This is a genomic window from Pseudomonas sp. 43mfcvi1.1 (assembly GCF_900115935.1).
Lineage (GTDB): Bacteria > Pseudomonadota > Gammaproteobacteria > Pseudomonadales > Pseudomonadaceae > Aquipseudomonas > Aquipseudomonas bijieensis.
Genome location: NZ_UETT01000005.1, coordinates 253732 through 280412 on the forward strand (window position 1 = coordinate 253732; position 26681 = coordinate 280412).

A 26681-nucleotide genomic window follows, 5' to 3' on the forward strand; every position below is an offset into this window, starting at 1 on the left:
AGTAGCGTCGATGACCTCAGCAACCACGTTCTGGCGCCGGGCAAAACTGCCTCTGGCGGTCAGTCTCGCCTCTTCGCTCGCCGGGCCTGCATTCGGCGTCAGTTTCAACATCGGTGAAATCGAAGGCCAGTTCGATTCGTCGCTGTCGGTCGGCGCGAGCTGGTCCACGGCCAAGGCCAACAAAGACCTGATCGGTGTCAACAACGGTGGCAAGGGCCTGTCGCAGACCTCCGACGACGGTCACTTGAACTTCAAGCGAGGGGAAACCTTCTCGAAGATCTTCAAGGGCATCCATGACCTGGAGCTGAAATACGGCGATACCGGCGTGTTCGTGCGCGGCAAGTACTGGTACGACTTCGAACTCAAGGACGAACACCGCCTGTACAAGGACATCAGCGACAGCAACCGCAAGGAAGGCGCCAAGTCCTCCGGCGGGCAGATCCTCGACGCATTCGTCTACCATAACTACGCCATCGCCGATCAGCCGGGCTCGGTCCGCCTGGGCAAGCAAGTGGTCAGCTGGGGTGAAAGTACCTTCATCCAGGGCGGCATCAACTCCATCAACCCGGTCGACGTGTCCGCGTTCCGTCGCCCTGGTGCCGAGATCAAGGAAGGCCTGATCCCGGTCAACATGTTCTACGTCTCCCAGAGCCTGACCGACAACCTGTCGGCCGAGGCGTTTTACCAGATTGAATGGGACCAGACCGTGGTGGATAACTGCGGTACGTTCTTCTCCCAGCCGGATGTGATTGCCGATGGGTGTACCGATAACCTGCGGGTGCTGAACAAGCGTTCAACCATTCCCCTGCCGGGCGTCATTCTTCCGATACTGGAAGGCCAAGGTGTCGATATCAACGAGGAAGGCGTGCTGGTACGTCGTGGCCCGGACCGCGATGCCCGCGACAGCGGCCAGTGGGGCGCATCGTTGAAGTACATGTTCGAACCGCTGGACACCGAGTTCGGTGCCTACTTCATGAACTACCACAGCCGTGCACCGATTTTCAGTGCCCAGGGGGCCGCGCAGCAGTTCTATACCGCAGGGCCAATCGCGGCACTGCGTCCTCTGATCGTGGCAGGTAACTCCAACTACTTCGTCGAGTACCCGGAAGATATCCGTCTCTATGGCCTGAGTTTCTCTACGACACTGCCTACCGGCACGGCGTGGAGCGGTGAGATCAGCTATCGCCCGAATGCGCCGGTGCAACTGAGCACCACCGACATTCTCTTCGCCGGTGTGACGCCGCTTCCCGGATTTGGCGACGCATCGGTGCTCCAGGGCACGCCGGGCCAAGACCTGCATGGCTATCGTCGTAAAGAGATCACTCAGTTCCAGACCACATTCACTCACTTCCTGGACCAGGTCATGGGTGCCAGCCGCCTGACCCTCGTGGGTGAAATCGGGGTGACCCATGTCGGTGGCCTGGAAAGCAAATCCGACGCCCGCTACGGTCGCGATCCAGTGTTCGGGCCGGGCGCACTGCCCAACGATTTCTGTACCTCGCTCAATACCTCTACTGCGTCGGGTGGCGGCCAGACCATCAACGGCGTGAACAGCAACTGCAACAACGACGGCTTCACCACCTCCACGTCCTGGGGCTACCGTGCGCGCGCCATCTGGGAATACCCGGACGTCTTCGCCGGTGTGAACCTCAAGCCCAACGTGGCCTGGTCCCATGACGTCAAAGGCTACTCGCCGGGCCCTGGCGGCAACTTCGAAGAAGGCCGCAAAGCCGTCAGCCTCGGGCTGGATGCCGAGTACCAGAACACCTACAACGCCAGCCTGGCCTACACCAACTTCTTTGGTGGCGATTTCAGCACCGTGGACGATCGTGACTTCCTGGCGCTCAGCGTCGGCGTGACCTTCTAAGCACCGTATTTCAGGACGACACACTATGAAAATAACAAAGAATCTGTTGCAGGTCGGTGTTCTGGGGCTATCCCTGCTGGCCGCCAGCGTCATGGCGGCAGTACCTGCGGCCGAGGCCGACAAACTGGGCAAGAGCCTGACGCCGATGGGCGCCGAGATGGCCGGCAATGCCGACGGTTCGATCTCGGCCTGGAAACCCATGGCCAAGAATGCCGGTGCCGTGGACAGCAAGGGTTTCCTTGCCGACCCATTCCCGACTGAAAAACCGCTGTTCACCATCACCGCGCAGAACGTCGAGCAGTACAAGGCCAAACTCGCCCCGGGCCAGTACGCGATGTTCAAGCGCTACCCGGAAACCTTCAAGATGCCGGTCTACCCGACCCATCGTGGCGCCACCGTGCCGGACGAGGTGTTCGCCTCCATCAAGAAAAACGCGGTCAACACCAAGCTGGTGTCCGGCGGCAACGGCCTGGAAAACTTCGAGACGGCCGTGCCGTTCCCGATTCCCCAGAGTGGCGTGGAAGTCATCTGGAACCACATCACCCGCTATCGTGGCGGCAGCGTGACACGCCTGGTCACCCAGGCCACCCCGCAGCCCAACGGTTCGTACAGCCTGGTGTACTTCCGCGACCAATTCGTGTTCCGCGACAAGATGAAGGATTTCGATCCGGCCAACCCTGGCAACATCCTGTTCTACTTCAAGCAACAAGTGACCGCGCCGGCACGCCTGGCCGGTGGTGTGTTGCTGGTGCACGAAACCCTCGACCAAGTGAAGGAGCCGCGTTCGGCGTGGGTCTACAACGCTGGCCAGCGCCGTGTGCGCCGTGCCCCGCAAGTGTCCTATGACGGCCCGGGTACGGCGGCCGACGGCCTGCGTACCTCCGACAACCTGGACATGTACAACGGTGCGCCAGACCGCTACGACTGGAAGCTGGAAGGCAAGAAAGAGCTGTACATCGCTGCCAACAGCTACAGGATCGATTCGCCACAACTCAAGTACGCCGACATCATCAAGGCCGGCCACATCAACCAGGACCTGACCCGCTACGAGCTGCGTCGTGTCTGGCATGTGACCGCGACCCTGAAGGAAGGCCAGCGCCACATCTACGCCAAGCGTGACTTCTACATCGACGAAGACACCTGGCAAGCCGCGGTGATCGACCACTACGACGGCCGTGGCCAACTGTGGCGCGTGGCCGAGGCCCATGCCGAGAACTACTACGACAAGCAAGTGCCGTGGTACGCCCTGGAAACCCTCTACGACCTGCAGTCCGGCCGCTACCTGGCACTGGGCATGAAGAACGAAGAGAAATCGGCCTACGACTTCGGCTTCACCGCTACCACTGCCGACTTCACTCCGAACGCATTGCGCCAGGACGGCATCCGCTAAACCGCTGCACCCGAGGCCGCATCCTCGAAACAACGCCCCGACTGGTTCGGGGCGTTTTTTTGCTCGATCAGTCAACACAAAACCTGTGGCGAGGGAGCTTGCTCCCGCTTGAGTGCGAAGCGCTCATCGCTTTTTTGTGGCGGCTTCGCCACCCAGCGGGAGCAAGCTCCCTCGCCACAAGAGCGGTGGCTGCCTGAATTTTTCAAGTCAATCGGCTTGTAGTCTTTTTGTAGCCATTTGTAGCACTCCCTTCAATACGTCCTCGTTTACCGCTAGTCTGCGGACATCTGCAACGCCGCCACCCGCATTTCAACAAGAGCCGGCCATGACTGATTTGTCTTCACTTCCGGATTCTGCCCGCGCAGCCATCGCGGTACAGGACGGGCGCTTCTACCGCCCGCCCTTGCCCGACGGTCACGTTGTGCGGCCGCGGTTGTGCGAGCGTTTGAGCGCAGGGCTCGGCGGGCGGTTACTGTTGGTCAGTGCCCCGGCGGGGTTCGGTAAAAGCTCCCTGGCGGTGGAGTTCTGCCAGGGCCTGCCGGCCCATTGGCAGAGCCTCTGGCTGGGGCTCAGCGCCCGGGACAACGACCCCGGGCGGTTCCTGGAACGGCTACTCGAAGGGCTCCAGGCGTTTTTCCCGCAACTGGGCGGTCGGGCACTGGGGCTGCTGAAAATGCGCCAGCGCCATCAACCGTTCGCCTTCGAAGAATGGCTCGACGGTCTGCTGGACGAACTGTCCACGCATTTATCGCCCCGCGAACCCTTGCTGTTGGTCCTCGACGACTACCACCTGGCGCAAAGCCAGGTGCTGGATCGCTGCCTACAGTTTTTCCTCAATCACCTGCCCGACGGTCTGCTGGTGCTCGTCACCAGCCGTCAGCGCCCGGACTGGCATTTGGCGCGCCTGCGCCTGTCCCGGCAACTGCTCGAACTCAATGAGCAAGACCTGCGCCTGACTCATGACGAAGCCCTGACCCTGCTCCAGCATCACAGCAGTTCGTTGCGCGGTGAGGCGCTGGAAAACCTCATCCAGCGTAGCGAAGGTTGGGTGGCCGGGCTGCGTTTCTGGCTGCTCGCCGCTTCCGAAGCCGGGACCGAAGGTTTGCTGCCCCAGGCCCTGCACGGTGGTGAAGGGCTGATTCGCGATTACCTGCTCGAAGAGGTTATCGACTGCCTGCCCACCGAGGTCCAGGCGTTTCTCTACGACACGGCCCCCCAGGAACGCTTTTGCAGCGAACTGTGCGACGCGGTGCGCGAGGCCCATGACAGCGCCGAAATCCTGCGTTACCTGGCGGCCCACCAGGTGTTCCTGGTGCCGCTGGACGAGCACGGTCATTGGTACCGTTACCACCACCTGTTTTCCGACCTTCTGCGCAGTCGTCCCAGTGCGCCGGCCATGGTGCCGGCCGCGACCCTGCATCTGCGGGCCTGTCGCTGGTTCAACGCCCAGGGCCTGATCGACGAAGCCGTGGAACAGGCCCTGCGGGCCGGGCACCTGGACGTGGCGGCGAACCTGGTGCAGAACCTCTCGGAGGAGCAACTGCTGGCCGAACAGAACGTCGGCATGTTGCTGCGCTGGAAAATGGACTTGCCCGACAGCCTGCTCATCAGCACCCCGCGGCTGATCGTGCTCTATAGCTGGGCGTTGGGCCTGGCCTGCCAACTGGACGCGGCCGAAGAGCTGGCGGCGCACTTGAGTCGTTTCCTGCCGGCCCCTTCGGCCACCGCGCAAAAATCCATGCTCGCCCAATGGCTGGCCCTGAGTGGGATCGTCGCCCGTGGCCGCGGGGACCGCGAGGCCACCGTGCGTTATTGCAGCGAAGCCCTGGAGAGCCTGCCCCATAAACGCTACGGCCAGCGCCTGATGTGCCTGTCCACGCTGTCGAACCTGGCGATTGCCGACGGCGACCTGTGGCGTGCGCGGAACCTGAACCGTGACTCCCTGGAGCTGGCGCAGCGGGTCGGCAACCCACTGTTCGAGGCCCTGGCCCATTACGATCGTGCCCGGGTCTTGCAAGCGCGGGGAGAGATCCTGCGGGCGCTGGATGAAGTGCACCAGGGCCTGCAACGTTTGCACGCGCTGTCGCCCCAGCGGCTCTATGCGGTGCGGGCGCGGTTGATTATGTACGAAGGTTTCCTGCTGACCTTGCGCATGCAACCCCAGGCCGGCCTTGCGCGGTTGCAGGCGGGCCTCACCGAAGCCCGCGCCTGCCGCGACATCAGCGTGCTGATCGGTCATTGCGTGATTGCGCGCATCGAGGGCTACCGTGGCGAGTTCGCCCGTGCCTTCGCCGAACTGGCTGAGGCCGAGCGCCTGATGCACATCTGGGACGTTCCGCCGATCTACTATCTGGCGATGATCACCCTGGTCAAATGCGAACTCTGGCTGGCCCAGGGGCGCACCGACCTGGCGGACGCCTGGCTGGCCCGTCTGGGCCAGACCTACACGGGCGAGCGGGCTGCCGCGCCACCGGAATTCCACCCGCAACTGCCCTTGCATGTGGAACTGCAGCAGGCGGTGCTGGAGTCCATCCGGGGTCAACCGATGCTCGCCCAAGGACGGCTCGATGCCTTGCTTGAACACGGTCAACAAACCGGCCGGCAGATGCTCAGCGTGATGGCCCTCAACCAGAAAGTCGCCTTGCTGCTGAGTATCGGGCGCGAACCCGAAGCCCGACGGACCCTGGCCCAGGCTTTCGAAGCCGCCAGCGGCGGCGTGTTGCAACCTTTCGAATGGTTGTTCGGCGAGCACCGTGAATGGTTGCGCGAACAACTGCTGCACGCACCACCCAGTTCCTTGCGCGATCATCTGCTCGAACGCCTTCCCTCGACGGCGACCCAGCCTGCCGACCCGACGGCGCCCGTGGAAAACCTCAGCAGTCGCGAGCGGGCGGTGTTGCAACTGATTGCCCAAGGCTGTTCGAACCAGGAGATCAGCGAGCAATTGTTCATCTCGCTGCACACGGTCAAGACCCACGCCAGCCACATCAACAGCAAGCTCGGCGTGGAGCGCCGCACCCAAGCGGTGGCGCGGGCGAAGGCGTTGGGGTTGTTGAGCTGACGGGGCCGGTGAGAACCCTGTGGCGAGGGAGCTTGCTCCCGCTGGGCTGCGAAGCAGCCCCAACTGATAATCTGACACACCGCGGTGCCAAGTTTAGGGTCGCTTCGCAACCCAGCGGGAGCAAGCTCCCTCGCCACAAAGGCTTTGATAAGGATCCCCCGATGTTGCCTCTGTACAAAACCATCCCATCCCCCGTCGGCCAACTGATCCTCGTCGCCCGGGAGACAAGACTGGCGGCCATCCTGTGGGAAAACGAGCGGCTCAATCGGGTGCGCCTCGGGCCGTTGGAGGAGGACATTCAGCATCCGGTCCTCAAGGAAACCGAGCGTCAGTTGCTCGAATACTTCGCCGGCCAGCGCCGTCGTTTCGAGCTGGAGCTGGACTTCGCGGGCACTGATTTCCAGATCCGGGTCTGGCAGGCCCTGTTGTCCATCCCCTTCGGAGAAACCCGCAGCTACCGCGACATAGCCATCCAGATCGGCCAACCGACGGCGGTTCGGGCCGTCGGCGCCGCCAATGGCCGCAACCCCATCTCGATCATCGCCCCTTGCCACCGGGTCATCGGCAGCTCCGGCAGCCTCACCGGCTTTGCTGGCGGCCTGGCGGCCAAACAGTTCCTCCTGAGCCTGGAAGGCCAGCAGTCCCTGCAATTGGCGTTCTGAGTTTTGGACACTCCCCCAATCCCCTGTGGGAGCGAGCCTGCTCGCGATGGCGGTGGGTCAGTTACTGATGATGTCGACTGTGCCGCCGTCATCGCGAGCAGGCTCGCTCCCACAGTTGTCCGAGTGTTCTTCAGGGTTGCGGTGGTTTCGGTGGCAACATTCGCGTCGGTGGCTGGCCGTTGGCATTGTGCTGGTAGATTTGCGCGGGCTGGCCCTGGTCATTGAAAAACACTTGGCCAATACCGGCGCTGTTCCACAACCGTTCGCCCGCTTCGGCGTGTTCCGGGGTGTGGGGGACGATGCGCATGCTCCGGCGCTTGGTGAACCAGTTCAGGGGCGAACGCGGCGAGTAGAGCCAGCGGTTCAGGCAATCGAACCATTCCAGCAGCACGGGCGGGAATTCATTCTTGATGCCGCTGCTGGTGATCTGCCAGATGCGCGGGCCGCCCTTGCGGTGTGGGATCAGCACTTCGTAGACGAAGGAATAATGCACGTCCCCTGACAGCACCACGTAATTACCGGGTGTGCGCGAGTGGCGGAAAATGTTCAGGATCACCTGGGCCGCGCCACGATGGGCCATCCAGTTTTCCGCGTCCACCAGCAGCGGATAACCGCACCAACTGAACACCCGCTGCACGGTCTCGATCAGCTTCACGCCGAAGATCGGTGCCGGTGAGACGATGATCGCTGACGGATGGTCCAACAACTCCTGCTGCAACTCGCTCAAGGCCTCCCAATCCAACAGGCCGGAAGGCTGCTTGAGGTTGTTCTCGCTGCGCCAGCGGCGGGTACGAGTGTCGAGCACCACCAGGGCCGGGGTGCTTGGCAACACGTAATGCCAGCGCTGGAACCCCAGCAGGGTGTCGATCAGTTTGTCCTGGGGTTCGCTGTCGAGGTAGCGGTCCCGGGCGGTGTTGCTCAGGGCCAGGGTTTGCGCGAGCACGTCAGCAAAGGCGTCCGGGTTGTTACCCCAGCCCTGGCAGAGCATGTAGGCGATCAAGGCGTTGCCGATGATGCGTTTGGAGAATGGATGACCGTAGGCCGTTTCCTCCCACTGTGCGGACAGGTTCCAGTCATCGGTAATGTCATGGTCATCGAAAATCATCAGGCACGACAAGTGCGCAAACACCCGCGCCACGCCGCCCAGCCCGGTCTTGAACGCATCGATGCGTCGCTGTTCCAGGTCGTAGCGCTGGCGCCGTTCGACGGTCAGTTCGGGCGGCTGCACGGCGATCAGTGTCCAGGGCACCGGCGACCACACCAGCAGGTACATTGCCATGACTTCGGCGAAGGTCACCAGGTGATTGTCGGCGCTGCTGCTGGTGAAAATCGGCTTGCGTGCCCCACCGAAAAATCGCTCGCGCAGGGTTTCGTTGCTTTCCAGTGCCGGTAACAGATCGGCGCGATGGTAATAACTGGCCGGGTGTCGATAGAGCTTGGCGCTGTCTTGCACCACGGCACCCTCAAGGCATTCCTCGAACAGCCCCAAGCGCTCGATCAGCCCATGGATCGCCCGCAGCATGGGTCCGGCGACGTCGTCGGCATAGACTTGGTCGCCGCTCATCATCAGCAGGGCCGGGCGTTGTGCCGGGGCTTGCGCCAACAGCCGGTCGACGCAAAGCAGGCCGTCGTTGGCCGGGTAGTGGGGTTTGCGGCAGGAGCCGTGGACCAATTGCTCGATGCGCGAGTGCAACATGAAGTTCGGGCATTGTGTGCCGTCATACAACAGATGTGGTGCCCACTCGGCGATGGGGGCGCCGTCCACCAGCAGGTCGTAGTCAATCGCCACGTCCTGGGGCAGGGGAGTGTCGAGCATCACATCGATCAAGTGCACAAACGCCCGCTGCCCCACCGGCACCACGGTGCAGCGCGACGCATCCAGTGCCAGGTCGCCGACACCGTCAATGCGTAGCGTCAACGCCAACGCTTGCGTCCCCACCAGCCACATCACCAGGCGCGCAGGCTCCAGCCGCCGTAACAGCGGGCCGACCAGGACGGGGGGCAGGGGGATGGTGTCGGGAGTGGACGGCAGCATTCGCGGGAAAAAGCTCTGTTCAGGGCGAGGCGGGGATCATAGCGCAATGTGCCGGGTTGCTGGGGACGGTAGGTTCAACGTGCGATGATCCCGCTTCTGTGGCGAGGGGATTTATCCCCGCTGGGCTGCGAAGCAGCCCCCCGGCAATTATGCAGGTACATCGCAGTGTCAGATTTTAGGGGCGCTGCGCACCCCAACGGGGATAAATCCCCTCGCCACAGGGGGCATCAAGTATCCCCGGCCTTGGTACATCACTGGGCCTTGTTGGAAGCCTCGGCCGCCTTGATCAAATCCGGCCCGATCTGATTTTCGAACTTGGCCCACACCGGTTTCATCTTGGCGCGCCATGCGTTGCGCTCTTGCGGCGTGAGGGTAATGATCTCGGTGGTCTTGGCGTCCAGCACATGCTCTTTGTCCTGCTGGTTGAATCGTTCCGCTTCCTTGTTGGCATGGGCGGTGGATTCGACCACGATCTTGTCCAGTTCGCTGCGGATATCCGGCGGCAGGCCGTTCCAGAAGTCCGACGTGGTGATCAGCATGTAATCGAGGACGCCGTGGTTGGACTCGGTGACGTATTTCTGCACTTCATTGAGCTTCTGGTTGTAGAAGTTCGAATAGGTGTTTTCCGTGCCGTTGACCAAACCGGTGCGCAAACCCTGGTACACCACCGAGAAAATCATCGGTTTGGCGTTGGCTTCCACCGCTTTGAACTGCTCCTCCAGCACCGCGGAGGTCTGTATCCGGAACGTCAGGCCGCGGGCATCCTCGGGCTGGCGCAGGGGCTTGTTGGCCGATAGCTGCTTCATGCCGTTATGCCAATAGGCCAGGCCGGTAATGTTCTTGCTTTCCATGGACTTGAGCAACTTCTGGCCTTCGGGGCTCTGTTGAAAACGGTCCACTGCGTTGATGTCGTCAAACAGGAACGGCAAGTCGAACAATTGCACGGTCTTGGTGTACTGATCGAACTTGGCCAGCGACCGCGCAATGATCTGCACCTCTCCAAGGAGCAAGGCTTCCAACTCCTTGTCATCGCCATACAGCGTGGAGTTGGGATACACCTCGACCTTCACCTTGCCCGGCAGTCGTTCGTCCACCAGCTTCTTGAACATCAACGCGCCCTGGCCCTTGGGCGTTTGTTCGGCCACCACGTGGGAGAATTTGATGACGATCGGCTCAGCGGCCATGAGCGTGCCCCACGCCCCGAAAGCCAGAGTGCAGGCGAGTGCTTTCCACACAGGTTTGAGCATTGCGAAATTCCCTTTGCATTTGTATTTATCGTACGGGCCTCTTCGAAGCCCGGCGTACAGCAAACAGCAACAAGTCTAGGGGAAAAATCACCCGACGAACGATTCACAGATCCAGTGCCCGCTGCCACCCCCTGTGGGAGCGAGCTTGCTCGCGATGACGGCTGCACATCCAACATCACCGACCCAGACAGACCGCTATCGCGAGCCGGCTCGCTCCCACAGGTTTCCCGTCTTCCAGTCGTCGCGGCCCTCCCGCGAAGAGTCGTATCATTTTTGCTTTGTGGTATGACGACATTCTAGATTCACTTCAAGAAAAATAACCTCATTTGCGTGAGGAATCGCTGTTGTCCGTAATTTTTATTGAGTTTGTGTGTTGACAGTCTACGTGAAACGTCAGAATAATCCGTCACGTTGTATGACGACATACAAATAAACAATAACAACAGGGTGCTCCCTCTATGAGAATCACAGGCGTTCACGTCGAAGTCTTTTCCACCCCTTCGCGCCGCGCCCAGGACAGCGCCGGTCACGCCCATCCGGGCGATGAGGTCATGATCAAGATGGCCTTGCTGCGAATCGGTTGTGACGATGGCTCCGAGGGTTATGCCTTTGGTCCGCCGGAGTTGATTCGTCCGCACATCATCGAATCCTTCGTGCGCAAAGTGCTGGTCGGTCGCGACCCGATGGACCGCGAAAGCATCTGGCAAGACCTGGCGCACTGGCAGCGCGGCAGTGCCGGGCAGTTCACCGACCGGGCGCTGGCGCTGGTGGAGCAGGCGTTGTGGGACTTGGCCGGGCGTAAGCTCAAGTTGCCGGTGCACAAGTTGATTGGCGGCTATCGCGACAAGGTCCCGGCATACGGCTCGACGATGTGCGGCGACGATTTGCCGGGTGGGTTGTCGACGCCGGACGAGTACGGCCAGTTCGCCGAGAAACTGGTCCAGCGCGGCTACAAGGCCATCAAGTTGCACACCTGGATGCCGCCGATTTCCTTCGCGCCGAATCCACAAATGGACATCCAGGCCTGCGCCGCCGTGCGTGAGGCGGTCGGTCCCAGCATCGCGTTGATGCTCGACGGCTACCACTGGTACAGCCGCATGGATGCGCTGACCATCGGCAAGGCGCTACAGGAACTGAATTTCGCCTGGTTTGAAGAACCGATGATGGAGGACTCGGCAGAGTCCTATGCGTGGTTGGCGGCCAACCTGGACATCCCGGTGCTGGGCCCGGAAAGTATCGCCGGCAAGTTCCACAGCCGCGCCAGTTGGGTGACCCAGAAGTCCTGTGACATCCTGCGCGCCGGCGTGGCCGGGGTCGGGGGGATCGGGCCGTGCCTGAAGGTGGCGCACTTGGCCGAGTCGTTCGGCATGGATTGCGAAGTCCACGGCAATGGCGCGGCGAACCTGGCGGTAGTTGGCGCCATCAGCAACTGTCGTTGGTACGAGCGTGGCCTGCTGCACCCGTTCCTCGACTACGAAGAAGTCCCGGCGCACCTCAACAGCATCGTCGACCCCATGGACGCCGACGGTTTTGTGCACCTGTCCGATCGGCCCGGGTTGGGCGAGGACATCAACTTCGCGTATATCGAAGCCAACACCCTGTCGCGACATTGATCCTGTTCCACGCCTGAGGCTGATGGCTGCCCGGGCAACAAAGTCTTTATAAATATAAGAAAGGACTGAACCATGAAACTCTGGCCCAAGCGCCTGACCAGGCTGCTGTGTGTCACCGTGGCCCTGTGCGCCGTGCAGGTGCCCGTCAGCCTGGCCCAAGGCGAAACGCCCCCCGACCAATTGGTGGTGGGCATGAGCATGATCAACCTGCTGTCCCTGGACCCTGCCGCGGCGACGGGGCTGGAGGTCGCCGAAGTCAACGCCAATGTCTATGACATGCTCCTGGAGCAGGACGCGGCGCAGCCGGACACGCTGATCCCCGCCCTGGCGAAAACCTGGGAAGTCAGCCCCGACCGCATGCGCCTGACCTTCCAATTGCGCGATGGCGTGCGGTTCCACTCCGGCGCACCGCTCACCGCCCATGACGTCGCCTGGTCATTGCAGCGCGTAGTCACCCTCAACCGCGCCCTGGCTTCCACCTGGAAAGCCTACGGTTTCACCGCCGACAACGTCGTCAAACTGATGCGCGCCGAAGGGCCGCACACCTTTGTCATGGAGTTGCCGCGCAGCACCGACCCGATGCTGGTACTCAACACCCTGGCGACCTCGCCCAGTGCCTTCATCATCGATCGCAGTGTCGCCTTGCAGCATCAGGTCGGCGACGACCAAGGCGCGGCGTGGCTGGCGACCCACACGGCCGGGTCCGGCGCGTTCAAGCTCGACATCTGGCGCGCCAACGATGTGATCCTGATGAGTCGCAATGAGGACTATTGGCGTGGTCCTGCGAAATTGCGTCGGGTGATCATGCGCAACATGACCGAGTCCCAGGCCCTGCGCCTGATGGTCGAGCGCGGTGACCTGGACGTCGCCCGGGGCATGGCCGCCACCGACATCAAGGCGTTGGGCAAGGTCGATGAAGTGCGCATCCAGAGCATCGCCCGCGGCACGCTGTACTACGTGGCGATGAGCATGCAGCAGCCGGTGTTCCAGGACATCCGCGTGCGCCAGGCCATCCGCCTGCTGATCGATTACCAAGGCATCAATGACGTGGTGATGCCGCACTACGGCGTGATCAATCAGCGACCGTTGCAACTGGGGTTGCCGGCGCGTCTGGACGATCCGGGTTATCGCCTGGACGTGGCCGAGGCCAAGCGCCTGCTGGCAGCGGCGGGGCATGCCGAAGGCTTCAAGGTGAGCATTCGCTCGCTGACCGATCCGCCGTTTATCAACATCGCCACCAGCCTGCAAGCGACACTGGCCCAGGCCGGTATCCAGGCGACGATCATCACCGGCACCGGCAACCAGATCTATGGGGCGATGCGCGATCGCCAGTTCGACATCCTCGTCGGTCGTGGCGGTGGCGGGGCGGAGCGTCATCCGCATTCGAGCCTGCGTGCCCTGGTCTACAACCCGGACAACCGCACCGAAGCCAAGCTGAGCAACTTCCAGGGCTGGCGCACCTCGTTCTTCAATCCGCAGCTCAATCAACTGATCGAGCAGGCCGAGCGCGAGCGTGACCCCGAGCGCCAACGTGAAATCTACGCGCAGATCCAGACCCTCTACGACCAACAGGCCGGGGCAATCATGCCGGTCTCACAGATGGTGGACGAAGTGGTGATCCATGCGGATGTGCGCAACTACATTGGCCACACCGCCGCCACCACACGTCTTCGGGACGTTTACAAGCAGCGCTGAAATCGACGGCCACAGGGCCAAGGCAGGAATGAACATGTCGACTGCATCCTTTTCAATCTGGAGCACCCGGGCCGCTTCGGCGACCCGGCGCGGCGGCTCGGTGGCGGTGACGCTGCTGGGGTTGCTGCTGCTGACCTTTTTCATCGGGCGAGTGATGCCGCTGGACCCGGTGCTGGCCATCGTCGGCCCGGACGCCGACGCCTCGGCCTATGCCCAGGTGTACCAGGAACTGGGCCTGGATAAACCGTTGTGGACCCAGTTCGCGATCTATTTAGGCGACCTGCTGCACGGTGACTTCGGCATGGCCTTGCTGACCGGCAACCCGGTCATCACCGACATTGCCCGAGTCTTCCCGGCCACCTTGGAACTGGCCACCCTGGCGATTCTGTTCGGTGTGCTGGCGGGCCTGCCGCTGGGTGTCTACGCCGCGACCCACCAAGGCCGCGCCGGGGACCATATCGCGCGACTGATCACGCTGTTCGGTTATTCCACGCCGATTTTCTGGATCGGCATGATGGCTTTCCTGGTGTTCTACGCCTGGCTGGGTTGGGCCGGTGGCGTCGGGCGGATCGGCCTGGCTTATGACGGGCTGATCCCGAAACACACCGGGCTGTTGTTGATCGACACGGCCTGGTCCGGCGACTGGGAGGCCTTTCGCAGTGCGTTACGGCACATCCTGCTGCCGGCGGTGATCCTCAGTTTCAACTCGGTCGCGTACATCAGCCGCATGACCCGCAGCTTCATGCTCGAGCAACTGTCCCAGGAGTACATCATCACCGCCCGGGTCAAGGGTTTGTCCCAGCGGCGCATTGTCTGGGGCCACGCCTTCGGCAACATCCGCGTGCAGCTGTTGACCATCGTCGCGCTGGCCTACGGCGGTCTGCTGGAGGGCGCGGTGTTGATCGAAACCGTGTTTGCCTGGCCGGGCTTCGGCCAGTACCTGACCAGCAGTTTGCTGCTCGGTGACATGAACGCGGTGATGGCTTGCGTGCTGCTGATCGGCCTCATCTTCGTGACGCTGAACCTGATCAGCGACGCGCTGTACAAGATCTTCGACCCGAGGACTCGCTAATGAACCTGCCCCTGGCTTCCAGCGCACCCGGCGCCGCCGCGCTGCCCGCTTCCAGTACCGCAGCGATGGCCGCCAGCACCCTGCGCCTGCTGCGTTTTTTGCTGCGCAACCCGATGACGTTCGCTGGCCTGGTCGTGGTCTCGACCCTGATGCTGGTCGCGGCTTTCGCGCCCTGGATCGCCGGCCACGATCCGCTGTTGCAGAACCTTGCCGGCGCGTTGCAGGCACCGAGCAGCGCGCACTGGTTCGGCACTGACGAATACGGTCGCGATGTTTTCGCCCGGCTGGTGTATGGCTCGCGCATCACGCTGTACATCGTCTTGCTGGTGACGGTGATTGTCGGCCCCATCGGCCTGTTGGTCGGCACGGTGTCCGGCTACTTCGGCGGTTGGGTCGACAGCCTGTTCATGCGCATCACCGACATCTTCATCTCGTTCCCCAGCCTGGTCCTGGCGTTGGCCTTCATCGCCGCCCTCGGCCCAGGCCTGGAGCATGCGGTGATCGCCATCGCGCTGACGGCCTGGCCGCCGATTGCCCGGCTCGCCCGCGCCGAAACCCTGCCGCTGCGCAACGCTGACTTCGTCGTCGCGGTACAGCTACAGGGCGCATCGAGTACCCGGGTCATCCTGCGTCACATCATCCCGATGTGCCTGTCGTCGGTGATCATCCGCCTGACCATGAACATGGCGAGCATCATCCTCACCGCCGCCGCCCTGGGTTTTCTCGGCCTCGGCGCCCAGGCACCGTTGCCGGAGTGGGGCGCGATGATTTCCACCGGGCGGCGCTACATGCTCGAAAGCTGGTGGCTGGTGGCGGCGCCCGGTGCGGCGATCATGCTGGTCAGCCTGGCCTTCAACCTGTTGGGCGACGGCTTGCGTGACGTCCTCGACCCCCGCAGCCAATCCTGAGGAGCAGCCCCATGACTGAGATAAAACTTGCGGTACAGGATTTGTGCGTGGAATTCCGCAACGCCGGCAAAACCTCCCTGGCCGTGCGTGACGTGTCGTTCACCCTGGGCCGGGAGAAACTCGCCATCGTCGGCGAATCCGGCTCGGGCAAATCCACCGTCGGCCGCAGCCTTTTGCGTCTGCATCCACCGACGGCGCGGGTCACCGCCAAGACGTTGCGCTTCGCCGATATCGACCTGTTGGCCGCCAGCGAAAAGCAGATCCAGGCGATTCGCGGTGCGCGCATGTCAATGATCATGCAAGACCCCAAGTACTCGCTGAACCCGGTGGTGCGGGTCGGCGAACAAATCGCCGAGGCCTATCTGGCCCATCACAAAGTGCCCCATCGCGAGGCCCGCGAACGCGCCCTGGACATGCTCGCCAAGGTGCACATTCGCGACCCCCGGCGGGTCTATGACCTGTACCCCCATGAAGTCTCGGGCGGCATGGGCCAGCGGATCATGATCGCCATGATGGTGATCACCGATCCCCAGGTGATCATCGCCGACGAACCCACCTCGGCCCTGGACGTGTCGGTGCGCCGGCAGGTGCTCAACGTGCTGGAAGAGTTGGTCAGCGAGCGGGACCTGGGGCTGATTTTCATCAGTCACGATTTGAATCTGGTGCGGCATTTCTGTGACCGCGTGCTGGTGATGTACGCCGGTCGCGTGGTCGAGTCCATTGCCGCCGCCAACCTGGACCAAGCCGTCCATCCCTACACCCAAGGCCTGTTGGCCGCATTGCCGAGCCTGGACCATCCGCGCGCCACGCTGCCGGTGCTGCAGCGCGACCCACTCTGGTTGAACGTTTGAGGAGCCTGTCATGAGCATGATTGAAATCACCGGCCTGAACCTCAGTTTTGGCACGGGCGCGGCACTGAACGCGGTATTGCACGACGTTGATTTGAGCGTGGCTGAAGGCGAGGCATTTGGTCTGGTGGGGGAGTCCGGTTCGGGCAAGACCACCGTGCTGCGTTGCCTGGCCGGGCAGTACCAGCACTGGAACGGGCAACTGCGGGTCGCCGGCCAAGCGGTGACTCGCAACTTGCCACTGAACCACTACCGCACCGTGCAGATGGTGTTCCAGGACCCGTATGCCTCGTTGCACCCGCGCTACACCGTCGATGCCGCGCTGCAAGAACCGCTGCGCATCCATGGCATCGATGGGCGTGCACAGAAAGTCAGCGAGATTCTGCGCAAGGTCGGTTTGAACGACAGTTTCCGCTTCCGCTACCCGCACCAGTTGTCCGGTGGCCAGCGCCAACGGGTGGCGATAGCCCGGGCGCTGATCCTGCGTCCCCGGGTGCTGTTGCTGGACGAACCGACTTCGGCGCTGGACGTCTCGGTGCAGGCGGAAATCCTCAACCTGCTGGCCGACTTGCGCCGCCAGGAAGGGCTGACCTACCTCATGGTCACCCATGACCTGGCAGTGGTGGCGCATTTGTGTGATCGGCTGGCGGTGATGCAGCAGGGCAGGGTGGTGGAGACGCTCGACAGTCAGCTCCTGGCGAGCGATGGCGCCGCCCATGCGTACACCCGTTTGCTGGTGCAAGCCAGTCGCGACATACAGCGAATACCTATCGCTGTCTGAAGTAAGGCGTTCGTTGCACTTGTTTTAACCCGCAGAAGACGTTGAACCGCAGGTTTCACTGCTGCGCACGCGCTCGCCTGTGATTTGGCGTTCAACCCAACTAATCATTCAACTAACAAGAATAAAAAACATGAAAAAGACACTCGTCGTGCTGTCCCTCGTTTCCTTGTTCACTTCAGTGGTTGCCGTGGCCGATACCGGTTACATCAACGTACGCCACCAGTATGCGGAACAAACCCGCATGCACGCCGACCGCGCCAAGTTCGGCATGCGGCTGGACAACGGCGTGGGGCTCGAAGGTGAACTCAAGTACAAGACCGCCGGTGATCGTGAAGACGTCGCCTTTGACAATACCGTCGGCAGCGGCCATGAATTCACCGTCAATTACCAGCACAAGCTCAATGATCGTTGGACGCTGACGCCCTCGTTCGCCATGGAAAGCGACGAGGAATCCACCACCTACAAGATGGGCATGCGCCTGGGCTACAAGATCACCAAGGAGCTGAGCATTGCCGGACGCTACCGTTACGATTCATCCAAGCTCGACCGCGACAAGGTTGACCATGACGTACCGGACAACGGCCAGGACGACCAGAAGATCCATCGCTACGACGTGTACATCAACTATGCCAACCAGGGGCCGTGGGCGTATGAATATCAACTGACGTACTTCGATGCCAACTACATCCGTTATAACGGCGGCACTGACGACTATGAACAGAATGCCGTGGTCAAGTACAAGTGGGATAAGCGCTGGGCGCCGTTTTTCGAAGTGGGCGATATCAAGGTCAACTCGGTCGACAGTGATCGGCAGTTGCGGCTGCGAGTCGGCATTCAATACAACTTCTTCTAAGTTGTTGAAGCACTGAGATCAACTTGTGGGAGCGAGCCTGCTCGCGATAGCGTCGGATCAGCTGGCATCCATGTTGACTGACCCACTGCCATCGCGAGCAGGCTCGCTCCCACAGGATCAGTGAGCATTTATTCGTTGTAGAAAGCCTGGCGTTGCTGGGTTTCACACAGGCGCATGCGGCTATTGCTCAAGTGCAGGTACATGGCCGCCCGCGCCGCATCGACATTGCCACTGGCGATGGCGTCGAAGATCTGCTGGTGTTCGGCGTTGATCCCTTGCAGGTAAGCGCTGCGATCACTTTGCCCGGAGTAGGCGGAGTTCATGCGCGTACGCGGGATCAGCTTCGTACCCAGGTGCTTCATGATGTCGATCAGGTAGTAATTGCCGGCGGCCTTGGCGATTTTCAGATGGAATTGGAAATCGGCATTGATGGTGGTGCCGGATTTTTCCGGCCCTTGCAGCAACGCCTCCAGCGCCTGGGCCAGTTCGGCCAGGGCTTCAGGCGTCGCGCGCTCGGCGGCCATGCCAGCGGCCTGCACTTCCAGGCTCAGGCGAAACTCCAGCAGGTTGAGCACATCCGACAACGTGGCAATGGTCGCCGGCCCCAGGGTGAAACCCTCCGGTGCCGGCATGTCCAGGACAAAGGTGCCGACGCCATGCCGCGTCTCCACCAGCCCCGCTGCCTGCAAGCGCGACAGTGCTTCGCGGACCACCGAACGACTGACGCCTTCGGCCTCCATGATGTGCACTTCGGTGGGGAGCTTTTCGCCGCGCTTGAGAACACCTTCACGCATGCGCTGGGCAAAGCGGTCGACCAGTGTTTCGGCGAGGCGGCGCGGCTTGTTCAGTGGAGATAACGCTTGATCCGTCATCGGCGTGCTCTAGTGTGATCAGCGGGCATTATAGTGAGTTTTAGCGCAAGGTCGCGGCTATAATGCCGCGATCGTCTGGCTTTAATGGATAGGTGCAATGGACCGTGTCACACCCGATCGACGCTTGAGCATGACTCAGCAATTGGTGGTCGACCTGACGCAGCAGATACTGGCCGGCGAGCTGCCCGCGGGCAGCAAGCTGCCGACCGAGCAGGTGATCATCAAGGAGCGCGGCGTCAGTCGGACAGTGGTGCGCGAAGCCATGTCGCGGCTGCAGGCCGAAGGCTTGGTCGAAACCCGTCACGGCATCGGCACCTTCGTGGTCGACACCGCCCGCCCCGGGGACTTCCAGGGCAGCAAACACGTCAAGGGCGGCGCCTACGACGCACTGGCCGTGATCGAACTGCGCCTGAGTCTGGAAGTGGAAGCGGCGGGCATTGCCGCACAACGTTCCACGCCGGAACAGCTGCAGGCGATGCGCGAAGCGCTGGATGCGGCGAATGCTCTTGAGGCGGCGGATGACGAAAGCACCCGGGTGGATTTCGAATTTCACTTGCAGATCGCCCAGTGCACCGGCAACAGCTTCTTCATCGACGCCATGGCCCATGTGGGCAATGCATTGATCGCGGTCGTGCAACAGGCCGGGCCTGCCGTCACGGTTGAGCATCGGGCGTTGGTGGTTCGCGAGCGAGAGCAGATTTATGCCGCACTGGCGCGCCATGATGCCGAGGCGGCGAGGGCGTCGATGCGGTTGCATTTGATCAATATGCTGCAGCGGATTCGGGGTGCGGTTGAGTTGACGGCGCAATAACCCCCCATGGCTTTTCCCGATCCCCTGTGGGAGCGAGCCTGCTCGCGATGACGGCGGCACATCCAACCAATCTGCTGACTGATTCACCGCCATCGCGAGCAAGCTCGCTCCCACAGTTTTTGATCGCCGGGTTCACAGATTTTGCGCCCTGCGGTTCCTGCCAAGTTGAAGCTCAAGGCTCCAGCGCCGGTCCCTTCAGCTCAATCTGATTACCATCCGGATCGAAGCAGTAGATCGACCAGCCCTTACCCTCCGCGCCATAGCGCATCTGCGCTTTCTCAACATTCAGGCCAACTGAGGCCAAATGAGCGAGGAGGGCTTGTTCATCGAACGGCTCGATGCGCAGGCAGATGTGGTCGACATTTCTCCCTTGCTTGCCAGCCGCTGGCCCACCCTCGCGACCAAGCGGCCCATCGACAGCCACCAGATCAATCATCGAAACACCGGTGCCAAGGTGGACCATGCCAAGATCGTCCCGGCGCTTCTTGAGCTCGCAACCGAGCACCGAGGTATAGAAAGCCAGGCTGCGCTCGATGTCTTTTACGCGCAGGACGATATGGTCGATGCGCTGGATCGTGAAGTTCCTCATACAGGCCTCATGTTCAGTGATGCCGCCAATGGGTTACTTCACCATAGCTGCCCATGCCGGAATGTCACCGCAGAACTTCGTCTCGTGCAAAGCAACCGCCGAACAGGCGATCGTGACCACGGGACATTCGGCATTCGGGGGCAGCGGTCTTGCTAGTTGCGCTTCCAGCACTCGGCAAACCGCGCGCATACCCCGTAACGCTCATCCATCTGCGCCATCCGCTCCAGGTGATGACTTACCGCTTCGCCCGTCACCCCATTCCCGATCCGGAAGTACTCCACCATCATCGCGACGTCCAGATCGATCTCGGCCTTTTCCGGCTTGGCATTGGTGCTTTTCGGCAATGCCCACTGTTCCAGTTGCTCGTCCTTCACCTGCCGCAGGCGCGTCTGGTATTCGTCCTTGAAGCGTTCCAGCGAGCGCGCCTTGTTCTGCGCCATGTCATCGCCAAACGTCTTCAGGTTTTCCCGGTACAGCGTCCAGTAGTCAGGCGGCAGGTCGAAGCCGAGCTTGGCCTTGCGTTCGCTGATCAGCGTGTCCAGTTTCTCTGGCGAATAGCTCTCGACTTTCTCCTTGGCCGGATCCGTCTTCACGGTGACGACCAGGCTTTTATCGATGACCCGGTTCATCAGCTCCAGGCGATGAGGCGTGTCCGGGTAAGTCTGGGGAAACAGCGCATTGCGGCCGGCGCAGGCGGGGAAGTCTTTTTTCAGGATCGGGATCGGTGTGCGCACGTCCTTGCCGTCGACTCGTTGCAAGCGTTGCAACTGAGTCAGGCAGAAATTTTTCTCGGACTTGAACGTTACCTCGTATTCGGCATTGGCCTCGGGGGTAAAGTTGAAGCCCTTGCCGCACACGGCATAACCGCTGTTCATGTTGGTGCGCAGGTAAATCTGCTCACCGGGCTTGAGCTTGACCTCCAGGTAGCCCTTGGCATCCTTGGGCGCCGGAACGCTCATCCCCACCCGCCGCGCGGTATCGCTAAGCAGCAGATTGTTGAGAATACCCGTGGTTTGCCCGTCGCAATGGGCGGCATCGAAATAATCCAGCGTGGCGTTGCTGGTATTGGCAACGAACCGCAACTTGGCGGCGTCCGGTTCGATGGCATCGGGATAACTGCCATTGACGCTGCAACCGCCGAGCAATACAAACAACGCGGACAATGCTAGCAACGGGGCAGGATAGCGAGGCAGGGCGAGCATGGGGCATCCTTGAAGGATCGATAAAGTGGGCGAATGCTACTGAAGTGCCACTATCGCGTCCACCGCCGACCTCCTGTGGGAGCGAGCCTGCTCACGATGTCTCCACTTTTAGCCGCCACCAACGCCTGGACACGCCACCTCATGATGAAATGGTTCAAAACCCTCACTCGGACAGATGCCATTGCAACACTGGCCCTGATCGTCTCCATCGCCTCTGCCTACTTCAGCTACCAGCAATACCAGGACAGCGTCGCCAGCCGCAGAACGCCGATCATCATCCGGGTTGGCGCCGAACACAGCAAAGTGTCGTTCTACAAACCCTTCGCCGATTTCCCATTCGTACTCTTCAAGCAGCGCTACAAAATCATCCTCACCAACAACAGTTTCAACCCGGAAAGTGTCATCGACTGGCGAATATGGGAGCGTAGGGAAGATGGCGGTGGCGAGTATGCCGGTATGAAATCCAAGCTCCTCGACTCGACCGGAACACCCATTGCCTTGCCCTTCCTGATCGCCGCGAAAGAAAGCAAAGTGGTCTTCCTGGACGTCGGCCAGAAAGTCACGCCAGAGGCGTGGGCGGCGGTGGGCTCAAGTGTGAAGTTCGATAACGAGATGGACTGGTTCGAGGCCGACCGGATTTTTGCCGATGCAGGCTTCCCGCTGTTCGGGCAACTCACGCCCGGGGAGAGCTCCAGGTACCAGGACCTGCAAGTCAACCGCTGGTTGGCCGGGCCGGCCTATCAGGAGTTCCAGTTGAACTTCAGCAAGGCCGATGGCTACGAAGTGGCAGCGCAGTTGTCGTTGAATGTCAGTGATGCTTATCCACAGGGGGAGGCACAGCGGTAGTTCTTGTGTCGAGCTGAGGCTCTAGACAGCCATTTAACAACATATCCGCACGCTATCAATGTGGCTGATAGCGTGCGAAAAACATGATTCAGGCAAGACTGAAGGCCTCCTGAATGGTCTTGATCAAACGGTCGCCGTCCACACCTTTGTAAGCTTGAGGATTTGACGCGAGCTCAGCAGGTACTTGACTCAGAAACGCCTTCAAATCGAGGGCCAATCGCTCAGGTAGCTGGGCCATTCCCTCAGTAAGGCCGACAGCCAGTACGATCACATCCCTGAAGTGCTTTTTGATATCGCGGCTGTCCACGGCCATACCCTGTTCAAGTTGCGCCTTCTTGTTGAGCCACGCATGGGCTTTGAGCGGAACGAGCCGATCAGCACCGATGTGGCTGATCTCCCGGGTGTGATCGACGCCGGTCAGGAGAAAAGCGTAGTACTCATCATCCAGGATAATCGCAGACAGGCTGGCGGCTTGCTCTTGCACAGGAATCCTGGTCATTCGGGCTGCCTCTTCGTGTTCCAGGCCATCCGGGACACGGGAAAACAGCTCTACCTGAACGGGAAAGGATTTGTCCTCAGGGTTCTGGAAACGGTAGAAAACCGGGGAGGCCCCATCGCCTTCTCCATTCTGGCGAATGGCATAGCCTCCGTCCTTGATGAATTTCCAGAACTGCCCGACGAACGCACGATCAAGTGCCTCGACGACCAGGACGATATCCAGGTCCTTGGTCAGTCGAAATGCTTCACCCAGTTCCTCCATGGCAATCGAAGCGGCCACCCCGCCGATCAACACGTAACTGCCTTGGAAGTCCTTGAAGTATTCTCGAAACCGGTCGACACCCACTACCATTTCACGTTCTCCATCATTTCATCGAGGCACATTTGCACGCGTTCGTCATGGTCATCCTTGAGGCTCAGATAGAGAGAGAAGGGGTCTACCGTCTCCGTGGAAATGTTGCTGCGCGGTGGTTCATAACTCCAGAACTGGATGCAGCACGCCGCGTGATTTTGTGGCACTTCAAGATAGGGCGCCGTGCTCTCGAGTTTCGACTTGGCCGCTTTTGAAGTTGAACCCCAAGCGCCGAACGTGTCCCCGTAAGCCGCATTTTTTTCAGACTGCGCGCGCGCTCGAATCTGATCGAACTGCGCTGCCGTCAGTGCAAAGCAAGGAGCTTTCGGGCTGGCGAGAAGGCTCATCTCGGCCAGGGCAGTTTCTCCCGCCAGCAACATTGGCGTGTCGAAAGGCTCCGGAATGGCATTGAGCCAAAGTGTTTTTTTGACCGGCGTACGCATGGCCTCTTTCGCTCTCTCCCAGGTTTCCTTGGACGATAAAGGAAAGATGATTGCGGCTTCGCCCAGTTCCTTTCCAGGCTTAACAATGTCCAGGTCGGTCAGTTCCTTGATCGCCCGGGTGACGGTCATTTTGGCGTAGGAGAAGGACTGCTCGAAGGCCGCGCGAGTGACCAGCAGCGGGTGATGCCATCCCTTGATCAGGTATTGAATCAGCATGACCTGGGTGGCGGGGCTCAGGACCTGAGGTTTGTCCAGGCGCTGGCGGTAATACTCACGTAAATCCATGCCAAAGGCCGGAAGAAAAAGTTGATTGCCTGGCACGATGAACTGAACGCCTTTCTCCACCAGCCGCTTGCGGTCATAACTGGGGAGCGTGTCGGTGACGAAAATCATCAGGTCGCCGGTCTCGGGCAACTTGCTGTAGGCCTGGAGGTTGTGGATGGCCTGGATATGCTTGGCGACATCCGCAACGCTGGCTTCGCGCTGTGGACGTTCCTTCAGGATCAGGCATTGGGCGTTGAAGATATTCGTGATGAAAAATTCGTATCGGTCACGCAGCGCATACGGAAGGATCTTGACGTTTTCCCAAGGCTTCAGGCGCAGCTTCAGGCCAAGCACGCTTTCTACATAGACTTTGAGCTCTATCAGGTCAGGTCTTTCCGGGAAGTCATGGTCTTGGCGGGTAGCTGTCATGGTGTTTTTTTCGTATCAGGATTTCAGCACGATATCAGAGGTTGTGATAGCGTGCAAAATTCGTGATATCGGCCGTGGATATTGATGTGCCCAGCTCGTCGCTTTACCTGACAAACAGCTGAGCCGACCGCCAACGATCGCTGCTTCACGGACTGGCCCTTGTGAGCGAGCTTTACGTTCAGCTATTTGTTGGCTGAAACACCGTTATCGCGAGCAAGCTCGCACCACCGTTTTGATCTCGAACGTTCGCAAACTCCGTATCTATTGCTCATTCTCTGTGGAAGCAACGGTCCCGGATGGTTTCTGAGGTTGTCCGCTTGAAAAAATCTTGTCCGCCCTTTCTGTCCAACTCAGAAAAACCTCTTCGATACGATGGCATTCCGGCTCGTCCAGATACATGTGAAAAATCCCATGGGCCAGATATTCCGTTAGGCCAATGAGTTTTTCGGTTTCTGTGTAGGTGGCGTTTTTTTCGCCGGGCGGATATTTGATTGTCGATCCGCCGAGGGGGGCCGGTTGCTTGCTGGTGATATTCCAACCCGTTTTCAGATCGGCCAGGAACACTTTAACCGAGGCACAGAACTCGGAGGTCAGCAGGGCCAGAACCGCATCCTTGTGCTCAAAGGGAGAGATTTTTTCCAACTGCTCTACAAAGGCCTCAAGTTGTCGAAGTTGTACGCGAATGTCGGAAGCCTTGAAACCCAGCGTGCGCCACTGTTTGCCGGCTTTGATTTTCATGTCCGGGTCCCCGTTGCGCGGGCCAATGTCCTTGCCGACCAGGCTTCGGTCATAAGCGTTTTCGCGCACGTAGCTAAAGCTCATGAATGCGCGAAGCACCATTTGATAGATGGCCCTGGTCGTTTCTATCTTTTCTTCGGTGACCCGTTGTGCTTCACGTCTGTGATCTTCTGCGCGTTCTCGCCGGCTTCTTTCCTGGGCGTTTCTCCCTTCGTGCCGGGAGACCAGTATCGCCACGATGATTGCGTAAATACTGCCAATACCCTGAAGCCAGGCGGGAAGATCCTTACGACCCCAAATCAATACGGCCGAAATAATAATGACGAAGGAGATGAAAATGCCGCCGTAAACGAATAGCTGAGAGTCCGGACTGGTTTTTTTATTCACCTTGCTCAAGGCCTTGGCGATGATCAGGAGGAAAAGGCAGGATAAAACGATGATGAAAAACGTCGATAGCTGCCCGATGGCACCCGCGTCAGGAGAACTCATGGGCCTACCTGCGTTTTAACGAAAGGCGCGTCCTGCGAGGTCGGGCGCTTTGTTTCTTTAAGCCGGGAGGGAGAAGGCGCTGTTAAAGCTTCCGTGAGTGGCATGGGGGAGATGGGCAATCCAGACACGTTCGGACTTCCTTGTGAGTGATGGCTCAATGCTATCCGTCCGACCTGTATCTGGACAAGCCACCAACCCGATACGGCGTCGTCTATCTCGCGTACTTGGCCGACTACTTGCCCGGCCATTTCTGCCAATCCGCCCACAAGAATTGTCATGAGTCGCTCGACTCAAAAGCACAGCGTTGAAAAATGGCAGCCGGGTTGGCGCTCGTCTATTTTGATGAGCACTATTATTGCCCTCTCGGAACAACCCCCATGTTTACCGTCCAAGTACACTCGATGATTCAATGGAAAGGGCAGAGCGATCTGTTCGGCGGGCCAACGCCATGAAAAAAACAGAACTGGAACACCTTATCCAAACCCTGAAAACCCGCTTCGAACAAAACCCGAACCGTCACCCGGACATCCAGTGGGACGACGTCCAGACCCGGCTCGACAACCACCCCAATGCCCTGAAGTCCCTCCAGGCCATGGAAGCCACTGGCGGCGAGCCGGACGTGATTGGTCTCGACCCGAAGACCGGCGCCGTTACCTTCTGCGATTGCGCCAAGGAGAGCCCGACCGGTCGCCGCAGCCTGTGCTACGACCGCGCTGCCCTGGATGCGCGCAAGGAGAACAAACCCAAAGGCAGTGCCATCGAAATGGCCGAAGAGATGGGCATCGCCCTGCTGACGGAAGACCAATATCGAGCCCTGCAGAAGCTTGGCGAATTTGATGCGAAGACGTCCAGTTGGCTGGCAACCCCTCCAGAGCTTCGCGCGCTCGATGGAGCGATTTTTGGCGATTACCGCTATGGTCGGGTGTTCATCTACCACAATGGCGTGCAGTCGTATTATGCGGCGCGCGGGTTTCGTGGCGTGCTGCGTATTTGAGCCAATGAATTGTGGCGAAGGGATTTATTCCCGTTGATCTGCGAAGCAGCCCCAAACCCATCAGCACGGACGCGCCAGGAAAAACAGTTGGCAGGTTTTACGACTGCTGCGCAGCCGAGCGA

Annotated in this window: 22 protein-coding genes; 14 read left to right on the forward strand and 8 right to left on the reverse strand. The window is 60.4% G+C overall.

Annotation, left to right across the window (positions count from 1 at the left end; all coding sequences use genetic code 11):
* Window positions 1-10 precede the first annotated feature (10 nt).
* The 4 genes from DTP52_RS12065 (at window position 11) to DTP52_RS12080 (ending at window position 6980) form a co-directional block, all read left to right on the forward strand.
* The gene (locus DTP52_RS12065; RefSeq protein ID WP_109753568.1) at window positions 11-1867 is read left to right on the forward strand and encodes a DUF1302 domain-containing protein; all 1857 of its coding nucleotides are present in this window, start codon (window positions 11-13) and stop codon (window positions 1865-1867) included.
* A gap of 25 nt (window positions 1868-1892) precedes the next feature.
* Window positions 1893-3257, forward strand: coding sequence for a DUF1329 domain-containing protein (locus DTP52_RS12070; protein WP_109753569.1), 1365 nt, complete (start codon window positions 1893-1895; stop codon window positions 3255-3257).
* A 325-nt stretch (window positions 3258-3582) separates the two neighbouring features.
* Entirely contained in the window at window positions 3583-6318 is a 2736-nt protein-coding gene (locus tag DTP52_RS12075) for a LuxR C-terminal-related transcriptional regulator (protein WP_109753570.1), read from the forward strand.
* A gap of 161 nt (window positions 6319-6479) precedes the next feature.
* Window positions 6480-6980 carry a methylated-DNA--[protein]-cysteine S-methyltransferase gene (locus DTP52_RS12080; RefSeq protein ID WP_109753571.1) on the forward strand — a complete coding sequence of 167 codons (501 nt, stop codon included), beginning with the start codon at window positions 6480-6482 and terminating at the stop codon, window positions 6978-6980.
* 130 nt (window positions 6981-7110) lie between these two features.
* Here the strand turns inward: DTP52_RS12080 and DTP52_RS12085 are convergent, their stop codons facing one another.
* Window positions 7111-9015 carry an alkaline phosphatase D family protein gene (locus DTP52_RS12085; protein WP_109753572.1) on the reverse strand — a complete coding sequence of 635 codons (1905 nt, stop codon included), beginning with the start codon at window positions 9013-9015 and terminating at the stop codon, window positions 7111-7113.
* Window positions 9016-9266: 251 nt separating this feature from the next.
* Window positions 9267-10262, reverse strand: coding sequence for a TRAP transporter substrate-binding protein (locus DTP52_RS12095; RefSeq protein ID WP_109753573.1), 996 nt, complete (start codon window positions 10260-10262; stop codon window positions 9267-9269).
* A gap of 458 nt (window positions 10263-10720) precedes the next feature.
* Here DTP52_RS12095 and DTP52_RS12100 point away from each other — a divergent pair, with 458 nt between their 5' ends.
* The 7 genes from DTP52_RS12100 to DTP52_RS12130 all read left to right on the forward strand — a co-directional run bounded on the left by DTP52_RS12100 (window position 10721) and on the right by DTP52_RS12130 (window position 18032).
* Window positions 10721-11875, forward strand: coding sequence for a mandelate racemase family protein (locus DTP52_RS12100; protein WP_109753574.1), 1155 nt, complete (start codon window positions 10721-10723; stop codon window positions 11873-11875).
* Between the two features lie 72 nt (window positions 11876-11947).
* Window positions 11948-13570, forward strand: coding sequence for an ABC transporter substrate-binding protein (locus tag DTP52_RS12105; RefSeq protein ID WP_109753575.1), 1623 nt, complete (start codon window positions 11948-11950; stop codon window positions 13568-13570).
* A gap of 34 nt (window positions 13571-13604) precedes the next feature.
* Window positions 13605-14642, forward strand: coding sequence for an ABC transporter permease (locus DTP52_RS12110; protein ID WP_109753576.1), 1038 nt, complete (start codon window positions 13605-13607; stop codon window positions 14640-14642).
* Entirely contained in the window at window positions 14642-15550 is a 909-nt protein-coding gene (locus DTP52_RS12115; RefSeq protein ID WP_109753577.1) for an ABC transporter permease, read from the forward strand. Before DTP52_RS12110 ends, DTP52_RS12115 begins: the two co-directional genes overlap by 1 nt.
* An 11-nt stretch (window positions 15551-15561) precedes the next feature.
* The gene (locus DTP52_RS12120; protein ID WP_109753578.1) at window positions 15562-16401 is read left to right on the forward strand and encodes an ABC transporter ATP-binding protein; all 840 of its coding nucleotides are present in this window, start codon (window positions 15562-15564) and stop codon (window positions 16399-16401) included.
* A gap of 10 nt (window positions 16402-16411) precedes the next feature.
* On the forward strand, window positions 16412-17179 hold the full coding sequence (locus DTP52_RS12125) for an ABC transporter ATP-binding protein (protein WP_109753579.1): 768 nt from the start codon (window positions 16412-16414) through the stop codon (window positions 17177-17179).
* A 130-nt stretch (window positions 17180-17309) separates the two neighbouring features.
* Window positions 17310-18032, forward strand: coding sequence for an oligogalacturonate-specific porin KdgM family protein (locus DTP52_RS12130; RefSeq protein ID WP_109753580.1), 723 nt, complete (start codon window positions 17310-17312; stop codon window positions 18030-18032).
* 128 nt (window positions 18033-18160) lie between these two features.
* Here the strand turns inward: DTP52_RS12130 and DTP52_RS12135 are convergent, their stop codons facing one another.
* A complete protein-coding gene (locus DTP52_RS12135) occupies window positions 18161-18904 on the reverse strand; it encodes a FadR/GntR family transcriptional regulator (protein ID WP_109753581.1) in 744 nt (247 codons plus the stop codon).
* 97 nt (window positions 18905-19001) lie between these two features.
* On the opposite strand from DTP52_RS12135, the gene DTP52_RS12140 reads away from it, so the two are divergent.
* Window positions 19002-19715: a FadR/GntR family transcriptional regulator gene (locus tag DTP52_RS12140; RefSeq protein WP_109753582.1), complete on the forward strand. Its 714-nt coding sequence runs from the start codon at window positions 19002-19004 to the stop codon at window positions 19713-19715.
* Between the two features lie 172 nt (window positions 19716-19887).
* On the opposite strand, the gene DTP52_RS12145 is transcribed toward DTP52_RS12140, so the two are convergent.
* Together DTP52_RS12145 and DTP52_RS12150 are read right to left on the reverse strand one after the other, a co-directional pair.
* Window positions 19888-20304, reverse strand: a complete 417-nt coding sequence (locus DTP52_RS12145; protein ID WP_109753583.1) for a VOC family protein — start codon at window positions 20302-20304, stop codon at window positions 19888-19890.
* Window positions 20305-20456: 152 nt separating this feature from the next.
* The gene (locus tag DTP52_RS12150) at window positions 20457-21506 is read right to left on the reverse strand and encodes a hypothetical protein (RefSeq protein ID WP_109753584.1); all 1050 of its coding nucleotides are present in this window, start codon (window positions 21504-21506) and stop codon (window positions 20457-20459) included.
* 141 nt (window positions 21507-21647) lie between these two features.
* Here DTP52_RS12150 and DTP52_RS12155 point away from each other — a divergent pair, with 141 nt between their 5' ends.
* Window positions 21648-22352, forward strand: a complete 705-nt coding sequence (locus DTP52_RS12155; RefSeq protein WP_109753585.1) for a hypothetical protein — start codon at window positions 21648-21650, stop codon at window positions 22350-22352.
* 88 nt (window positions 22353-22440) lie between these two features.
* On the opposite strand, the gene DTP52_RS12160 is transcribed toward DTP52_RS12155, so the two are convergent.
* The 3 genes from DTP52_RS12160 to DTP52_RS12170 all read right to left on the reverse strand — a co-directional run bounded on the left by DTP52_RS12160 (window position 22441) and on the right by DTP52_RS12170 (window position 25565).
* Window positions 22441-23202 (reverse strand): hypothetical protein, encoded by a 762-nt coding sequence (locus tag DTP52_RS12160; protein WP_109753586.1) that lies wholly within the window; start codon window positions 23200-23202, stop codon window positions 22441-22443.
* Complete coding sequence (locus DTP52_RS12165) at window positions 23196-24338, reverse strand: hypothetical protein (RefSeq protein WP_109753587.1); 1143 nt, start codon at window positions 24336-24338, stop codon at window positions 23196-23198. The genes DTP52_RS12160 and DTP52_RS12165 overlap by 7 nt, the downstream gene beginning before the upstream one ends.
* A gap of 261 nt (window positions 24339-24599) precedes the next feature.
* Window positions 24600-25565, reverse strand: coding sequence for a hypothetical protein (locus DTP52_RS12170; RefSeq protein WP_109753588.1), 966 nt, complete (start codon window positions 25563-25565; stop codon window positions 24600-24602).
* A 448-nt stretch (window positions 25566-26013) separates the two neighbouring features.
* On the opposite strand from DTP52_RS12170, the gene DTP52_RS12175 reads away from it, so the two are divergent.
* The gene (locus DTP52_RS12175; protein WP_109753589.1) at window positions 26014-26559 is read left to right on the forward strand and encodes a DUF4256 domain-containing protein; all 546 of its coding nucleotides are present in this window, start codon (window positions 26014-26016) and stop codon (window positions 26557-26559) included.
* Window positions 26560-26681: the final 122 nt, after the last annotated feature.

Excerpts from the sequence above, each read along its gene's own strand:
- DTP52_RS12080 (WP_109753571.1), top strand. The coding sequence starts at position 6,480 with ATGTTGCCTCTGTACAAAACCATCCCATCCCCCGTCGGCCAACTGATC.
- DTP52_RS12085 (WP_109753572.1), bottom strand. The coding sequence starts at position 9,015 with ATGCTGCCGTCCACTCCCGACACCATCCCCCTGCCCCCCGTCCTGGTC.
- DTP52_RS12110 (WP_109753576.1), top strand. The coding sequence starts at position 13,605 with ATGTCGACTGCATCCTTTTCAATCTGGAGCACCCGGGCCGCTTCGGCG.
- DTP52_RS12160 (WP_109753586.1), bottom strand. The coding sequence starts at position 23,202 with ATGGTAGTGGGTGTCGACCGGTTTCGAGAATACTTCAAGGACTTCCAA.
- DTP52_RS12100 (WP_109753574.1), top strand. The coding sequence starts at position 10,721 with ATGAGAATCACAGGCGTTCACGTCGAAGTCTTTTCCACCCCTTCGCGC.
- DTP52_RS12115 (WP_109753577.1), top strand. The coding sequence starts at position 14,642 with ATGAACCTGCCCCTGGCTTCCAGCGCACCCGGCGCCGCCGCGCTGCCC.
- DTP52_RS12095 (WP_109753573.1), bottom strand. The coding sequence starts at position 10,262 with ATGCTCAAACCTGTGTGGAAAGCACTCGCCTGCACTCTGGCTTTCGGG.
- DTP52_RS12135 (WP_109753581.1), bottom strand. The coding sequence starts at position 18,904 with ATGACGGATCAAGCGTTATCTCCACTGAACAAGCCGCGCCGCCTCGCC.
- DTP52_RS12165 (WP_109753587.1), bottom strand. The coding sequence starts at position 24,338 with ATGACAGCTACCCGCCAAGACCATGACTTCCCGGAAAGACCTGACCTG.
- DTP52_RS12170 (WP_109753588.1), bottom strand. The coding sequence starts at position 25,565 with ATGAGTTCTCCTGACGCGGGTGCCATCGGGCAGCTATCGACGTTTTTC.
- DTP52_RS12140 (WP_109753582.1), top strand. The coding sequence starts at position 19,002 with ATGGACCGTGTCACACCCGATCGACGCTTGAGCATGACTCAGCAATTG.
- DTP52_RS12155 (WP_109753585.1), top strand. The coding sequence starts at position 21,648 with ATGATGAAATGGTTCAAAACCCTCACTCGGACAGATGCCATTGCAACA.
- DTP52_RS12075 (WP_109753570.1), top strand. The coding sequence starts at position 3,583 with ATGACTGATTTGTCTTCACTTCCGGATTCTGCCCGCGCAGCCATCGCG.
- DTP52_RS12065 (WP_109753568.1), top strand. The coding sequence starts at position 11 with ATGACCTCAGCAACCACGTTCTGGCGCCGGGCAAAACTGCCTCTGGCG.
- DTP52_RS12130 (WP_109753580.1), top strand. The coding sequence starts at position 17,310 with ATGAAAAAGACACTCGTCGTGCTGTCCCTCGTTTCCTTGTTCACTTCA.
- DTP52_RS12070 (WP_109753569.1), top strand. The coding sequence starts at position 1,893 with ATGAAAATAACAAAGAATCTGTTGCAGGTCGGTGTTCTGGGGCTATCC.
- DTP52_RS12105 (WP_109753575.1), top strand. The coding sequence starts at position 11,948 with ATGAAACTCTGGCCCAAGCGCCTGACCAGGCTGCTGTGTGTCACCGTG.
- DTP52_RS12145 (WP_109753583.1), bottom strand. The coding sequence starts at position 20,304 with ATGAGGAACTTCACGATCCAGCGCATCGACCATATCGTCCTGCGCGTA.
- DTP52_RS12175 (WP_109753589.1), top strand. The coding sequence starts at position 26,014 with ATGAAAAAAACAGAACTGGAACACCTTATCCAAACCCTGAAAACCCGC.
- DTP52_RS12150 (WP_109753584.1), bottom strand. The coding sequence starts at position 21,506 with ATGCTCGCCCTGCCTCGCTATCCTGCCCCGTTGCTAGCATTGTCCGCG.
- DTP52_RS12120 (WP_109753578.1), top strand. The coding sequence starts at position 15,562 with ATGACTGAGATAAAACTTGCGGTACAGGATTTGTGCGTGGAATTCCGC.
- DTP52_RS12125 (WP_109753579.1), top strand. The coding sequence starts at position 16,412 with ATGAGCATGATTGAAATCACCGGCCTGAACCTCAGTTTTGGCACGGGC.